Source organism: Nocardia acidivorans NBRC 108247, from assembly GCF_001625085.1.
GTDB lineage: Bacteria > Actinomycetota > Actinomycetes > Mycobacteriales > Mycobacteriaceae > Nocardia > Nocardia acidivorans.
In genome coordinates this window covers 65,642-78,963 of record NZ_BDAW01000025.1, presented here as the reverse complement: position 1 = coordinate 78,963, position 13,322 = coordinate 65,642, and the positions used below count along the sequence as shown (strand labels likewise).

Below are 13,322 nucleotides of genomic sequence, written 5' to 3'. Positions count from 1 at the left end.
TTCTCAGCCGAAGGTCAGCGGGATCGAGGCGATGATATTGGTCGGGTCGGTCAAACTGGTGACCGCGATGGTGCACGCACCCGGGGCCGACGCGCAGTCGACACCGCCGACCGATCCGACCAGGGTGATGGTGTTCCGGCTCGCCTGCCAAGTACCGTCACCGTCGGCGCGACCGAGAATGGATCCGCCGAGGTTGCAGTCCCCCGGACCCGAGACCTGCGCCGCGCACTGGCCCACGGCGACGGAGGCGAGATTCGGGGCGAGCCCGCTCACCGAGACCGTAATGGACTGACCGGCCCCCAGCCCGCCGGTCTGGCTCAGCGAGACCGAGGCCGCCTGCGCGGTCGCACCGCCGAATACGGCCAGTGCCGATAAGCCCGCGAGTACGGCGCTACCGCGTAGAAAGGTTCGAAACATGGTGTTCTCCTTCTGTTTCACTACAGCCGCCGCCGATCGGCGAAGGCCATTCCGGCGACGATGACGAGCAGACCCGCGGTCACCGACCACAGCAGCGTGGACGGGCCGTTGGTATCGGTGGCGGTGGCGGCGGCGGTGGCGGCGGCGGGCGTGGCCACCGGTAGCCGCGAGCCCGCGAAGCGCACCGGCACCGATGCCGAATTGGCGGTGATGACCGCCGCGGGTTCGGTGCCGGGCAATGGTGCGGCCGCGATGACGCACTGCTGCTGGACGCAGTCGACGGCCCGGAAGGTCGGTCGCACGGTGAGGGTCAGGGTGCCGAAGCCGCCATCGGATCCGATATTGACGAAGGTGGCTCCGCCCTCGAGGTCGCAGTCCTTCAGCCCGTTGGTGAAGCCCAGCTTGCACAGTCCGACCGCGACGGCGGCAAGACCGGGCTGGAATCCACTGCCCGCCACCGTGACTCGCTGACCGTCGTGCAATTCGGTGGTGGCGCTGACCTGTAGTGCCGCCGGGGCGTCCGCACGCGCGGGTGCGGTGGCGGTCAGCGCCGCGACCGCGAGGGCGGCGCAACAGCGTGGGATCGCGCGAATCATCGGAGCCCTCCTTCGGTGGCGAATGGGGTGCCCGCACCGACCGTGCGGCGGGGATGAGCCGACGCGGGGACGGCGCGCACCATGCCGAGCGCGGCCACCAGGACCGGAACGGCGAGCAGGGTGAGGGCCGAGCCCGTCCCCCAGCACCGCGCCAGCCCGGCCGCGAGGGCGATGCCGGCGAGGCCGCCGACGGCCGCCGCCAGTACGGTGACCGCGTGGCGCGCGGTTCCGGCATCTCGCGAGAACTCTTGGCTCAGTACCGAATCCGCGACCGAGAGGCACCGCACCCCCGCCGCGAGCGTGACGCCCACGCCGACGGTCAATGGCCAAGGTCCGGGTGCGGTGGCGATCAGCAACGCACCGCCCGCCTGCAGAATGAGCAACGGGGGCAGGGCGCGACCCGTTCGACCGGGCAGCAGTGCCACCACCGCCATCGGTGCGGTGGCGCAGAGCAGGTACCGGGGATGATCGGCATCGAGCACGCTCCAGCGGAACAGCAGCAGGTGCAGGGCGGGCAGGACGGTAGCGCCGAGCGCCAACCCCGTTGCGGCATAAGCGGGTAGCACACCCAGACCGGTGCGCGCGGCCCGCCGCACGCCATGATCTTCCGATGCCGCGGCGGTGGACCGGGCACTCACCATGAGCCCGCCACCGAGCGCGACGGTCACGACTCCTGTTGTCAGCAAAGCGATTCCGGGATGCTCGAAGCAAACCCACGCACTGAGAGCGCCCGCCATAGGCCCGGCCGCCAGCACCGCGAACGATCCGCGCACCGCTTCGGCCGCCCGGAGCCCCGATACCAGCAGCACCATCATGAGCGCGCCCGCGACCAGCAGACCGCCGGTGAACGCTCCGATACCCGAGGTCGTGCCCGCCGCGATCAACCCCGCGCCCGCCACCATCCCGATCGCACCGGTACCGCGACCGATTCCATTGCGCCAGAGCCGCATCGCGGGCAGTACCGCGACGACGCCGAGCGCCACCGCTGTCACCGCGATATAGCCCACCACGGCGCCGGGCAAGCCGACGGCGCCGCCGAGAGGTTTAGTCGACAGCGCGATCTGCACGGCGGTCAGCGGTCCCACCGCGGTCGCCAGGAGCACGGTGAGCCAGGTTGCCGCTTGGTTTCCGAGACCGGATGCGCTTCGAGTCGCCATCCCTCACCTCCAGCACGTGTTTCTCTAGTGGAAACACGGTTTCGCAGTTGCCATATTGAACCCGCGCCATCTGCGCATGTCAAGGCCGTTCGGATCCGTAACCGACTGGAAACAACGGATATTCGGCGAGCACTGGACAGATCCCCGCGACCGGTACAGAATCACGACTATTCGGAAACAGCGTTTCGATCTCCGAAACACTCAGCGAGAGGGCGAGTTCATGACCCGAGTCGCGGCCGCACAACTCGCCGCGGGCACCGATGTGGCGGCCAATCTGCATGCCTGCCTGCGCATGATCGACGCCGCCGCGGCGGACCGAGCCGAACTCGTGGTGCTGCCCGAGTTCTGTAATCACCTATCGTGGTACACCGACCGCGACCACGCGCACCGAATAGCCTGCCGACTGGGTGACCCGTTCCTGACCGCCATCGCCGAACGCGCCGCGCGGCACCGGATCTACATCAAGATCGGGGTGACGCTCGCTCGAAACGACGGCCGCACCACCGGAACCGGCCTGCTCTACGGTCCGGACGGCACGCTGCTGGGCGAATCCGACAAGCAGATCCTGATGGGCGCGGAGAACGACCACCTCGATCCCGGCGACACCGATTCGCCGGTCATCGAGACGCCCCTGGGCCGCATCGGCATGTATGCCTGCATGGAAGGCGTCACCGCCGAAGTGGCCAGGTCACTGGCGGTGCGCGGGGCGCAACTGCTGCTCAACAGCCTCAACTCGTTCGCGAGCGATGAAGCGAGCCTGCACATTCCGGTGCGCGCCGCGGAGAACAAAGTGTGGGTGGTGGCCGCCAACAAGATCGGCCCGCTGCTGCCCGCACCGCAGCTTCCGGCGATCGCCGAACGGCTCGGCGTACCACCTGACCGGTTGCACGGGGCGGGCGAAAGCCAGATCGTTGCGCCGAACGGCACGACGCTCACCAAAGCGCCGGTGACCGGTGAAGGCTTCGTCATCGCCGATATCGAAGTGGCGCTGGCCGATGACAAGCGGCGGCCGGACGGCACCGACATCCTGACGTCCCGCCGACCCCGGCTCTACACCCCGCTGCTGGCGAACTCCTCGACGCGCCGCGCTCCGGCGGGCGCGGAGGCCGTGCCGGTGGCCGCCATCGCACCGAATCTCGCTTTGCTCACCGAAACGGCCACCGCCGGTGCGAAATTGATCGTCCTCCCCGAGCTGTCCGGACCAACCCCGAACCAGGTCGCCGACGCGCTGCACGGCACCGACGCGCACGCCGTGCTCACCGTGCGCGCGGGCGACGCCCACCACGGCGTCCTGGTGAACGCCCACGGCATAGCCGGCCGCCAGCCCCAGCTGCACCGCACCCACCGCCACCCCTGGCTCACCACGCTCGGCGAGGCCCTCGAGATATTCGAATTGCCGTGGGGCCGACTGGCCATCGTGGTCGGTGACGACGCGCTGTTCCCGGAGACCTGCCGCCTGGCCGCCGTGCAGGACGCCGATGTGGTCGCCATCGCGCACACCCCGGCCGAACCCTGGGAAGAGCGACTCGGCCTGCCCGAACGAGCGGCCGAGAATCGCCTCAATGTGGTTGCGGCCGGGCTCGATTCGGACGGTCACCTCAGCGCCGCGGTCTACGCGCTGAGTCCCGATTTCACCCTGTGGACCACATGGAGCGGCCCGTTCACCGGCGTCATCAGCCATCCCGATATCACCACCGATTCCGGCGCGGACCGGGTGCGAGCGCTCATCCGCCCGGCCCAGGCCGTGAACCGAAACGTATCCAGGGGCACCGATCTGGTGGGGGGACGGCCGCGCGCCGCACTCGCCGCCCTGATCCGGGAACCCGCCGCACTCACCACACAGACGGAGCTGCCATGAGCGAAACCGTGCAACATGTCGAGCAGATGGTCGACGAAACACCCCGGGTCGATGTGACGGAGACCTTCCAGGAGTGGCAGGAACTGCTGAGCGAACTCCAGGGCCGCATCGCCGCCCGTTTCGAACTGCACCGCGACCCCAGCACCGCTGATCTGGAGTCCTACGGTGACGCCGCGACCGGACCATCGGGCCGATTGGCCGCCTACTCCGGTCCGGAGATCGACTGGCTGGTGCACTCCTGGATCGGTGATCCGCGTACGGGTTTCGTGAACCTGCACCTGACCGCGTGGCTGGGCCCGCACGTGCGGGTACCGCATCTGGGTTCGGCGCTGCTGCTGTATCCGCAGGGGTGGTTCTATGTCGATGCCATGCCGCGCGGGGATCTGGTCGGCGACGGCGACTACTACGACCGCTACTACCTCGACGCCGATGAGCCCTGGCTCCAGTTCAAGCCGGATCATCCCGACTTCACCTGGTTCACCAGTCGCACCGGCTTCATTCGCGCCAGCCTGTCCCCCACCGCCTACTGCTACTCCTTCCCGGCCACCCGACCGAATCTCGACACCGTGCGGGATCTGTTGAGCGCCAAGGTGGATCAGTGGCTGGGCTGGGTCGACGCCGCCGAACCGGTGCCCGTCGCCGAACAGGCCGAACTCGCCGCGCGCGATCTGCGGACCCGCCGCAATATCGCCGAGCGGGATCCTGCGAATGTGATGGGCGAGCGCATGTTCGGCGCGGAGATGACCCAGCGCCTGGTCCGGGCGCTCTGGGGCGGCGACCGGGTGCTTGCGAGACCGGCGGCGCGGGCATGATCCGTTCGCTCTGGTGGTCGGTGCGCACCGACGGTGACGCGCCCTTCGACACCGCCCACCTGAAGGTCTACTACCCGGCCGTGGCCTCGGGTACCGATGCCGAACGGCTGACCGGCGTGTTCGCACCGGATCCCGCGCACGCGCCGTATCCGGTGGTCCTGTTCCTGTCCGGGGTCAATGTCGGCCAGGACTGCTACCGCCGGTACGTCACCGCGCTGGCCGAATCCGGTTTCGTCGTAGTGACTTTCGACCGGGTCGCGGAATTGTTCGGCGGCCAGCGCGGTTTGACGCCCGGGGTCGATATCGATGCCGCGCGGCCCAGCACCTACGGCACCCGGCCGACGTGCCCCACGATTCCGGCGGTGCTCACCGCACTCGCGGAGCTCAATGAGTCCGAACCGCTGCGCGGCGCACTGGATCTGGATCGGATCGCCCTGGGCGGGCATTCGGCGGGCGGCACCGTGGTCTTGCAGTCGGCGAGCTACTTCCCCACCGTCCGCGCGGTCTTCGCCTGGGGCGCGCACACCATGGTCGCCACCATGCTCGGCTGGGATCCGGGCACCGTCCTGCCCGCGCAGGTCGATTGTCCGGTGCTGCTGGGGGTCGGCACCAATGACGGGGTCATCATGGGCAGCGCGGACCGCTACGGCGAGGGCGCGGATCGACCCGATCCGGTGGCCCGCACCTTCGCCGAGGCGCTGCCCGAGGGTGACCATCTGCTCGCGGTAGTGCCCGGCGCCAATCACTTCGGCATCGCCGAGCCCGATCCGACCGCGGCCCGCGCCTTCCTGGACGGTCCGGCCGAGACCGACGCACTGCCCGGCTTCGCCCGGCTCACCTCCCTGTTCCTGCGCGCCCACCTGCGCGCGGACGAGACCGCGCGCGCCGAGCTCGCCGGTTTCGACGACGGCATGCTGCTGAAGCGGCGATAGGAGATCGGGTGCTCAAGAACTTCTGGTACGCCGTGGAATTCGCCGACCGGGTTGGTCGCGAACCACGCAAAGTCACCTGTCTCGGACAGGATTTCGTGCTGTACCGCACCGAAGCCGGGGCGGTGGTCTGCCTTTCGGATCTGTGCGTGCATCGCGGCGGAGCGCTGTCCATGGGCACGGTGAACGGCGACTGCATCACCTGCCCGTACCACGGCTGGCAGTACGACGCCGAGGGCGTCTGCGTGCGCATTCCGGCCAATGCGGCCGAGCGGATGATTCCGCGCAAGGCGCGCGTGGACAACTATCCGACGCTCGAACGGCACGGCATGGTATGGGCCTTCCTCGGAGATCTGCCCGAGGCCGAGCGTCCGCCCATTCCGGAGATACCGCAGTGGGGCGACCCGTCCTTCCGGGCGGTCGAGTACGAGATGGTGGTCGAGGCCAATTACGAACGCACCTTCGAGAATGTCGTGGACGCCTCGCACACCCCGTTCGTGCACGGCACCGCCTTCGGCAATCCCAGCAAGCCCGAGATCCCCGATTTCCGGGTGAGCCAGACCGATTGGTCGGCCGAGGCCGATATCCAGCTCAGTCCGCCACCGCCGAAAGGGCTGTGGGGTCTGCTCTCGCGAGGTAAGCCGCGGCCGGACTATGTCACCGTCACCAATGCCTGGTATCTGCCGAATATCGTGAAACTGCATGTGCGACTGCCGATCGGCGATCTGATTCTCTACGACTTCAATATCCCGCTCTCGCAGGACCGCACGCTGGTCAAGATTCTCGGCTTCCGCGATTTCTTCACCGGCGCCTGGGCCGATGCCAACGCGCGCAAGCGAATCGAGAAGATCCTGCTCCAGGATCGGCCCGTGGTGGAGTCCCAGCGGCCCGAACTGTTGCCGTTCGATCTGTCCGACGAATTGCATGTGCGCAGTGACGCACTCCAGGTCGCGTACCGCCGTCGGCGCGCACAGCTGATCAAACAGGGCTGGTGGGTGCAAGGCGACGACATCATCACCGGCGACGGACCACGGCGCACCGCCACCGTCATCGCCTCACCCGCACGCCGAGAGAATCCCGACCTCGCCAGCGCCTGGGTGCACAAGGCCCGCAATGGAGGAACCCCGCAATGAGCCTGCCCGCCGCGCTCAGTGAGCGCACACTCGAAACACTGTCCGGCGCATTGTGTTTGACCGTCGCCGAGGATATCCCGCTGACCAGTCCGATGAGCCCGGATCCGGTGGGGCGGCTGCGGGTGCTGCGGGGCGGGCCGATCGACAAGGCCGTCACCGTCGACCTGGTGGTGCCGCCCATCGGCCTGGACAGCCATATGATCTTCGCCTTCACCCCGGGCGATTCCGCGGTACCGCATTTCACCCTCGACTCGGTGTACGGCGGGGACTACTACGCCATGCATCTGGATTTGATTCCGCGGGTGGATCTGGCGGTGCACCTGGAGTATCTGGACAGCGCGTATCTGCCGCTCACCACACTCCTTGATGCCGCGTGGGACATCGACGGCGTGACACCGGCGGCGATCGGCCCCCGGCAGCGGGCGCTGATGTCGCCGTGGATGGTGGTGTGCCGGGCCACCGAGCCCGCCTTCGAAGCACTGGGCGCGAGCGTGGACGCCTATCTCCAGCACTGGCTCACCCTGGTGGACAAGGGCGTTCCCGCCGTCGAGGCCGATTTGCCCGGACGTGATCTGGCCAATCGCGCGAATCTCTTCAGCCCGCAGGTGGATCCGGTGTGGGCGCAGGTCACCCGGTTGCTGGGGGCCGAACAGTCCGAACGGGTACGCAAGGAGCTGGCGTCATGACCGGCGCACCCGGCAGCTGGCAGCAGCGGATCGCGGGTGAATGGGCCGGGCGGCCTTCCCTTTTCGACGCCGAGGGCGTCTGGCTGGGATTCGAGGACATCAGGCGGTCCTCGGTGCACGCCGACGGTGAGACGACCTACTACATGGACGGCGGGCTCACCGGCGGCGGCAAACTGGCCGGCCGCTTCGCCCTGGGCGCGCCGTTCGCCTTCGGGGTGATCGATTCCGACGGCGACCGGATCTACACCGGACCCGATTTCTACGGCGCGGGGCAGCCCTACGGCGGTTTCGTGGACGCGAACTACTACGGACCCGGCTGGCAGGTGTCGTTGAACACCTGGAATCAGACCCTCGGCGATACCCAGGTGTACTCGTCGGTGCTGTATCAGGGACCGGCCGTGGTGGGGGTCTTCAACGGCCTGTACACCCGCGATCCGGAGCTGGTCGAGGACCGCATCGACACCGAGACACGCTGCGGGGCGGTGCCGTTCACCGTGCCGACCAAGGACGAGAGCCGCTACGCGGGTGAGCTGGAGCTGTGGAGCCCGGAACAGCACGAGCTCGGCGGTCTGCGCATGACGCTCACCATCGATCCGCTGAGCCTGCTCAGCGCCGAGCACCACCTGGAGATGTCCGGTGCCATCGACTCCGACTCTCGAATCACGGTGCGCCGGGACGGTATCCGCTCCTTCCACGAGGGGCCCGATGTGTGGGGCAATGGTCTGGCCTACGGGCGCGCCAACTTCGTCCGCCTGCACCGGAACGACGGAACCCGGCTCGTCGGAAGGGAATTCATGATGGACGCCGAGCCCGGTATGGGTTCGGGAACTCGGCTCGCGGTGGTCTATCAGCTCTTCCAGCACAATCGGCCGGCCGCGATCATGCACGGCGTCCTGGAGCGCGAATGAGCACCATCGCCATTACCGGCGGCACCCGCGGCATCGGACTCGGAATGGCGCGGGCGTTGCTCACGCGCGGACATCGGGTGGCCGTCTGCGGGACGAATCCCGAACGCGTGAAACAGATCCGTGCCGAACTCCCGGCCGACAGTCTCGCCTTCATCGCCGATGTCACCGATCGCGCACAGCTCCAGCGCTTCTGGGACGAGGCGGTGCGGCACCTCGGGGGCGTGGACATCTGGATCAACAACGCGGGTGTCTCCCATCGGCGCACGCCACTGTGGGAACTGAGCCCCGCCGAAACCCGAACGGTACTGGACACCAACCTGTTCGGCGTCCTCAATGGCTGCGCCGTCGCCGTACCCGCCATGGCCGCGCGCGGGCACGGTCATATCTGGAATATGGAGGGTCTGGGCAGTGACGGCCGCGCGGTCGCCGGGCTCGGGGTCTACGGTGCGAGCAAGCGCGCGGTCACCTATCTGACCCGGGCGCTGGCCAAGGAGGTCCCCGCCCAGGTGACGGTCGGTCTGCTCAGCCCCGGCATGGTCGTGACCGATCTGCTCACCGACGGCTACGACGAGGCCGAACTCGCCAAGGCGCGCAGGGTGTTCAATATTCTGGCCGATCGCGTCGAGACCGTCACCCCGTGGCTGGCCGAACGGGTCACCACCCAGACCCGCAATGGCGCTCAGGTGCGATGGCTTACCACCGGAAAGGTCATGCGCCGCTTCGCCGCGGCCCCGTTCCGCCGGCGCGATCTCTTCGCGCCGGAATCCGAAACTCACACCACCGGGGGTTGATTCGATGCCTGACGTCCTGGGCTGGCGCAAGAAGTTCGGCGTGCTGGCGCCTTCGACCAATACCGTCGTGGAACCGGATTTCGCCCGGATGGGCGTTCCCGGGGTGACGGCCCATTTCGGCCGCATTCATATCCGCGATCAGAATATGAGCGATGACGCCGGGATGGAACGCCTGCTGGAGCAGATTCGCGCCGAACTCGTCGCCGCCTGCGAGCGGGTGCTGACCTGCGAACCCGACTATATGGTCATGGGTATGTCCGCCGAAACCTTCTGGGGCGGAGTCGAAGGCAATCGGCGGTTCGTCCAGCAGATCCACGAGGTCACCGGATTGCAGGTCGCCACCGGGGCGGAGGCATGTCGCCGGGCGCTGGAGTTGTTCGGGGCCAAGCGGATCGGCGTGGTCACGCCCTATCAGCCGGTCGGCGATGAGAATGTGGTGCGGTTCTTCGGCGAACTCGGTTTCGAGGTCAAGTCGATCACCGGATTGCGCTGTCCGACAGCGGTATCCATCGCGCATGTACCGGAGGACCGGTTGCGCACCGCGCTGCTGGAGGTGGACGGGGACGGCGTGGACGCGCTGGTGCAGTGCGGTACCAATCTGTCCATGGTGCGACTGGCCGATGAGGCCGAGCGCTGGCTGGGCAAACCGGTACTGGCCATCAATGCCGCTACGTGGTGGATGGCCCTGCGCGACAATGGAATAGCCGATCGTATCGAGGGCGCGGGGTCGCTGCTCCGCGATCACTGACACAGCAGCGTCCTGGCCCCGCCCTCGCGGTCGGGGCCAGGCGTCGTTCTACTGATGCGTCGGATCGGCCCACAGCCCGATCGAGGCCGAGCGCACCGGGGAGATGAATCGGGGTGCGGCGGTCTCCGGGAAGTCCGGACCCCAGTTGGTGGCGTCACCGGTCATGACGACCTTGGCATTGTCGGTGTACCAATCCACCAGATCGGCGTCCGATCGCACGATCCAGGTACAGCCCCGCTCGGCATCGGCGGTGAAATCGCCGTGGCGGATGAAGGGCGGTCGCCAGAAATACGTTCCCGGCCACATACTTCCGAAGTTGTATTCGAAGCCGCCGTCCAGGCAGTACGCCTCCTCACTGCACGGGTGGTGCGCGAGCGGCTCCTCACGCCAACCGGGCTTGGCCTTGATCAGGCGGGTGTAGAAACCGGTCTTCTCATCGCGTCGCAGCAGTTTGATGTACAGGCCGGGAACGGGGGTGCCGCCCAGGTCGAAGCGCATCGGACTGCCGTCCTTGACGTCGATCCACGGCATGGCCGCGGAGTCCAGCACGACCAATTTCTGGTCGGGGCGGACGAATTCGCGATCCGCGACCGCGGCTTCGAAGCCCCCGCCGCCGCCCTCGCGGAACAGCAGGATCTCGGTGTCCGCCGCCACCGAGAGCGCCGGGGTCAGCACACCGGGAGGGGCCATCCAGAAGCCCTCGGGGCCGAGTTCGGTATCGCCTATGGTGACTCGCCCCGAGAGGACGAACCATTCGGTGGCGGCCTGATGTACGCCCGCCGGTCGGGTCCACTCGCTGGTGAACCGGACCTTGAGCGAGGCCGAGCCATCCTCCTCGTCATAGCTGAGATTGCGCTGTTCGGCGCTGCCGGTGGCGTTCTCGAACTCGGCGAGATGCCAGATGAGGTCTTTTTCGTCGATGAGTTCAACATGCGGGCGCATGAATCCTCCTGGGGGAAGCGGTAATTCCGAGAGACGGTGATTCCGCTACAGAATGTAGCGCTTACGAATAAGCAAAACAAGATGTATCGTTTATTGCTGTGACCAGACCTGGACGACCGGCCGGACCCGCCGCCGACACCGCGGAGATCGTGCTCACCGCCGCCCTCGAGCTCGTACTCACCGAGGGGGCCGCGGCCCTGACTCCGCAACGGCTGCACGGTATTACGGGCGTCGCGCGCACCACCATCTACCGGCACTGGCCCGCGCCGAAGGATTTCCTGGCCGCACTCATCGCGGTCGCCCCGCATCCGTCGCCGGAGCCGACCGGCGATGCGGTGGCGGATCTGCACGCACAGGTGGACCTGCTGTGTGATCGGTTGCGCGACAAGCCCGTCGGCGCGTTTCTGCGCGCCCTGGTGACCGCCTCGGCCACCGATCCCGAATGCGTCGCGCTGCGTCAGCGCTATGTGCTCGATCTACTCGAACCCTTCCGCGCGTCCGCCCTGGCCGCCGGAATCACCGATGCGGCGGTGGTCGAGGAGACCGCCATGACGATCGTCGCCCCGCTCCTGGTCGATGCGCTGCTGCTGGATCGACCGGCCGATCGTGAGCGCGCTCATCGTGCCGTCGCGGATGCGTTGTCGCGCCTCACCACTCGCTCTCAGTGATCAGATCTCGCGAATCCGAGGAAACCCGATGACCAACTCAGTGGGAACCCGCGCCGTCTTCGGCGTAATCGTGCCCAGCACCAATACCGTTGTCGAACACGACTATTGGACGGCGGGTGTGCCGGGCATCGCCTACCGGGCCGGATCGATGTACATCGAGAATCCGGTGATGGGCGATGACGACGATTTCCGGGCGCTGCTGGGGCAGATTCGCGCATCCATCGATACGGCCGTGCGCGATGCGCTCACCGCCGAACCCGATCGCATGGTGATGGGTATGTCGGCGGAGACGTTCTGGGGCGGCGTCGCGGGCAACGCGGCGTTCGAACAGCGGCTGCGCGAGCGCACCGGGCTGCCGGTGACCACGGGGGCGAGTTCCTGCCGGGCGGCGCTGGGTGAACTCGGCTGCCGGCGCATCGCAGTGTTCTCGCCGTATCAGCCCGTGGCCGATATCGAGGTCGGAACGTTCTTCACCGAGGCCGGATTCGAGGTCGCCGCCATCACCGGGCTGCGCTGTCCTACCGCGATGGATATCGCGCGGGTCCGAGACGACCGGCTGCGCGCAGTGGTGGCCGAACTCGACGGGCCCGATGTCGAGGCCATCGTGCAGGTGGGGACCAATCTGTCGTTCGTGGCCCTGGCCGATGAACTGGAGCGAGAACTGGGAAAGCCGGTCATCGCTATCAATGCGGCCACGCTATGGCATGCGCTGCGCGAGCACGGGCTCGACGATCGGGTCGAGGGCGCGGGGCGATTGCTGCGCGAGCACTGAGGGGTCCGCGGACTCACCGATCGGCGTCCGCATCGGCCAGTATCCGGCGGGCCCGGCGGATCACCGCCAGATCGACCATGCGCCCGTCTGCGTCCAGCACGATACCGCCCTTCTCGGATTCGAAGCGCGACAACAGTTCTCGGGCGCGCGCCAGCTCCGCCGCGTCCGGGGTGAATACGCTGTTGACGATCGGGACCTGCGCCGGATGAATGCAGGACCGGCCGCGAAACCCCAGGCGCGCCAGGGTTTTCGTTGATTCAGCGAGGGCGTCCAGGTCCCGGAAGTCGGTGCTGGCCGGGCCGATCGGCGGATCGATGCCCGCGGCGGCGCTGGCCAGCACCACCTGGGTGCGAATGGCGAGCAGTCCGGCGGGGTCGCCCGGATCGATGCCGGTGTCCGCGCACAGGTCCGCCTCCCCCAGTTGCAGTCGCGCCACCCGGGGCGCACCGGCGATGGCTCGGGCCGCCAGGATCGCGGTGGCGCTCTCCAGCAGCGGGCAGATCCGGATTCGGCCGGGTACCGCCTCGTGCGCGCCCAGGATGGTAGCGGCGGCGCGAACCTGTTCCGCCGATTCGGTTTTGGCCAGACAGACCGCGTCCAGGATCGGTAGCGCGACCGCGCTCAGGTCCCGCCGGGTCTCGGCCCCGGCATTGACCCGTACCCACAGGCGCGGGCGCACGGCGGTGACGGTGCGCAGCCAGTTCGACACCTCCGCGCGGGCGGAGTCCTTGTCGCCCAGGGGAACCGCGTCCTCCAGGTCCAGCAGCACCACATCGGCCGCACCCGCCAGGGCTTTGTCGAACAGTTCCGGGCGATTGCCGGGCACATAGAGGACAGATCTCACCACGGGTCTCCTGACCGCGAGCCGGATTCGCCGGACTCGGCTTCCGCGAAACACTGTTCCA

At 67.9% G+C, this 13,322-nt stretch carries 15 protein-coding genes; 10 read left to right on the top strand and 5 right to left on the bottom strand.

Annotated elements, in window-relative coordinates; translation table 11 throughout:
• Positions 1–3 precede the first annotated feature (3 nt).
• From NA10_RS15440 to NA10_RS15430, 3 genes are read right to left on the bottom strand one after another with little or no spacing between them, the layout of a single operon-like run.
• Positions 4–417 (bottom strand): neocarzinostatin apoprotein domain-containing protein, encoded by a 414-nt coding sequence (locus tag NA10_RS15440; RefSeq protein ID WP_157556530.1) that lies wholly within the window; start codon positions 415–417, stop codon positions 4–6.
• A gap of 20 nt (positions 418–437) precedes the next feature.
• Complete coding sequence (locus NA10_RS15435) at positions 438–1,013, bottom strand: neocarzinostatin apoprotein domain-containing protein (RefSeq protein ID WP_067568521.1); 576 nt, start codon at positions 1,011–1,013, stop codon at positions 438–440.
• Positions 1,010–2,170, bottom strand: coding sequence for a hypothetical protein (locus tag NA10_RS15430; RefSeq protein ID WP_157556529.1), 1,161 nt, complete (start codon positions 2,168–2,170; stop codon positions 1,010–1,012). Before NA10_RS15430 ends, NA10_RS15435 begins: the two co-directional genes overlap by 4 nt.
• A gap of 220 nt (positions 2,171–2,390) precedes the next feature.
• Between NA10_RS15430 and NA10_RS15425 the strand changes: the two genes are divergently transcribed.
• From NA10_RS15425 to NA10_RS15390, 8 genes are read left to right on the top strand one after another with little or no spacing between them, the layout of a single operon-like run.
• Positions 2,391–4,028 (top strand): nitrilase-related carbon-nitrogen hydrolase, encoded by a 1,638-nt coding sequence (locus NA10_RS15425; RefSeq protein ID WP_067568519.1) that lies wholly within the window; start codon positions 2,391–2,393, stop codon positions 4,026–4,028.
• The gene (locus NA10_RS15420; RefSeq protein ID WP_084514726.1) at positions 4,025–4,840 is read left to right on the top strand and encodes an oxidoreductase; all 816 of its coding nucleotides are present in this window, start codon (positions 4,025–4,027) and stop codon (positions 4,838–4,840) included. The genes NA10_RS15425 and NA10_RS15420 overlap by 4 nt, the downstream gene beginning before the upstream one ends.
• Positions 4,837–5,772 carry an alpha/beta hydrolase family protein gene (locus tag NA10_RS15415; protein ID WP_067568518.1) on the top strand — a complete coding sequence of 312 codons (936 nt, stop codon included), beginning with the start codon at positions 4,837–4,839 and terminating at the stop codon, positions 5,770–5,772. Before NA10_RS15420 ends, NA10_RS15415 begins: the two co-directional genes overlap by 4 nt.
• Positions 5,773–5,780: 8 nt before the next feature.
• Positions 5,781–6,902, top strand: coding sequence for an aromatic ring-hydroxylating dioxygenase subunit alpha (locus NA10_RS15410; protein WP_067568517.1), 1,122 nt, complete (start codon positions 5,781–5,783; stop codon positions 6,900–6,902).
• Complete coding sequence (locus NA10_RS15405) at positions 6,899–7,588, top strand: hypothetical protein (RefSeq protein ID WP_067568516.1); 690 nt, start codon at positions 6,899–6,901, stop codon at positions 7,586–7,588. The genes NA10_RS15410 and NA10_RS15405 overlap by 4 nt, the downstream gene beginning before the upstream one ends.
• On the top strand, positions 7,585–8,496 hold the full coding sequence (locus NA10_RS15400) for a hypothetical protein (RefSeq protein ID WP_067568515.1): 912 nt from the start codon (positions 7,585–7,587) through the stop codon (positions 8,494–8,496). The genes NA10_RS15405 and NA10_RS15400 overlap by 4 nt, the downstream gene beginning before the upstream one ends.
• Positions 8,493–9,287 (top strand): SDR family oxidoreductase, encoded by a 795-nt coding sequence (locus tag NA10_RS15395; protein ID WP_067568514.1) that lies wholly within the window; start codon positions 8,493–8,495, stop codon positions 9,285–9,287. The genes NA10_RS15400 and NA10_RS15395 overlap by 4 nt, the downstream gene beginning before the upstream one ends.
• Before the next feature lie 4 nt (positions 9,288–9,291).
• Positions 9,292–10,035, top strand: a complete 744-nt coding sequence (locus NA10_RS15390; RefSeq protein WP_067568513.1) for a maleate cis-trans isomerase family protein — start codon at positions 9,292–9,294, stop codon at positions 10,033–10,035.
• 48 nt (positions 10,036–10,083) lie between these two features.
• Here NA10_RS15390 and NA10_RS15385 read toward each other — a convergent pair whose 3' ends face one another.
• Positions 10,084–10,977, bottom strand: a complete 894-nt coding sequence (locus NA10_RS15385) for a DUF4437 domain-containing protein (protein WP_067568512.1) — start codon at positions 10,975–10,977, stop codon at positions 10,084–10,086.
• Between the two features lie 98 nt (positions 10,978–11,075).
• Here NA10_RS15385 and NA10_RS15380 point away from each other — a divergent pair, with 98 nt between their 5' ends.
• Positions 11,076–11,645 (top strand): TetR-like C-terminal domain-containing protein, encoded by a 570-nt coding sequence (locus NA10_RS15380; RefSeq protein WP_067568511.1) that lies wholly within the window; start codon positions 11,076–11,078, stop codon positions 11,643–11,645.
• Positions 11,646–11,673: 28 nt separating this feature from the next.
• Positions 11,674–12,417, top strand: a complete 744-nt coding sequence (locus NA10_RS15375; protein WP_067568510.1) for a maleate cis-trans isomerase family protein — start codon at positions 11,674–11,676, stop codon at positions 12,415–12,417.
• Positions 12,418–12,430: 13 nt separating this feature from the next.
• Here NA10_RS15375 and NA10_RS15370 read toward each other — a convergent pair whose 3' ends face one another.
• Complete coding sequence (locus tag NA10_RS15370) at positions 12,431–13,264, bottom strand: HpcH/HpaI aldolase/citrate lyase family protein (RefSeq protein ID WP_218021526.1); 834 nt, start codon at positions 13,262–13,264, stop codon at positions 12,431–12,433.
• Positions 13,265–13,322 lie beyond the last annotated feature (58 nt).

Excerpts from the sequence above, each read along its gene's own strand:
- NA10_RS15430 (WP_157556529.1), bottom strand. The coding sequence starts at position 2,170 with ATGGCGACTCGAAGCGCATCCGGTCTCGGAAACCAAGCGGCAACCTGG.
- NA10_RS15375 (WP_067568510.1), top strand. The coding sequence starts at position 11,674 with ATGACCAACTCAGTGGGAACCCGCGCCGTCTTCGGCGTAATCGTGCCC.
- NA10_RS15435 (WP_067568521.1), bottom strand. The coding sequence starts at position 1,013 with ATGATTCGCGCGATCCCACGCTGTTGCGCCGCCCTCGCGGTCGCGGCG.
- NA10_RS15405 (WP_067568516.1), top strand. The coding sequence starts at position 6,899 with ATGAGCCTGCCCGCCGCGCTCAGTGAGCGCACACTCGAAACACTGTCC.
- NA10_RS15385 (WP_067568512.1), bottom strand. The coding sequence starts at position 10,977 with ATGCGCCCGCATGTTGAACTCATCGACGAAAAAGACCTCATCTGGCAT.
- NA10_RS15395 (WP_067568514.1), top strand. The coding sequence starts at position 8,493 with ATGAGCACCATCGCCATTACCGGCGGCACCCGCGGCATCGGACTCGGA.
- NA10_RS15440 (WP_157556530.1), bottom strand. The coding sequence starts at position 417 with ATGTTTCGAACCTTTCTACGCGGTAGCGCCGTACTCGCGGGCTTATCG.
- NA10_RS15425 (WP_067568519.1), top strand. The coding sequence starts at position 2,391 with ATGACCCGAGTCGCGGCCGCACAACTCGCCGCGGGCACCGATGTGGCG.
- NA10_RS15400 (WP_067568515.1), top strand. The coding sequence starts at position 7,585 with ATGACCGGCGCACCCGGCAGCTGGCAGCAGCGGATCGCGGGTGAATGG.
- NA10_RS15415 (WP_067568518.1), top strand. The coding sequence starts at position 4,837 with ATGATCCGTTCGCTCTGGTGGTCGGTGCGCACCGACGGTGACGCGCCC.
- NA10_RS15390 (WP_067568513.1), top strand. The coding sequence starts at position 9,292 with ATGCCTGACGTCCTGGGCTGGCGCAAGAAGTTCGGCGTGCTGGCGCCT.
- NA10_RS15420 (WP_084514726.1), top strand. The coding sequence starts at position 4,025 with ATGAGCGAAACCGTGCAACATGTCGAGCAGATGGTCGACGAAACACCC.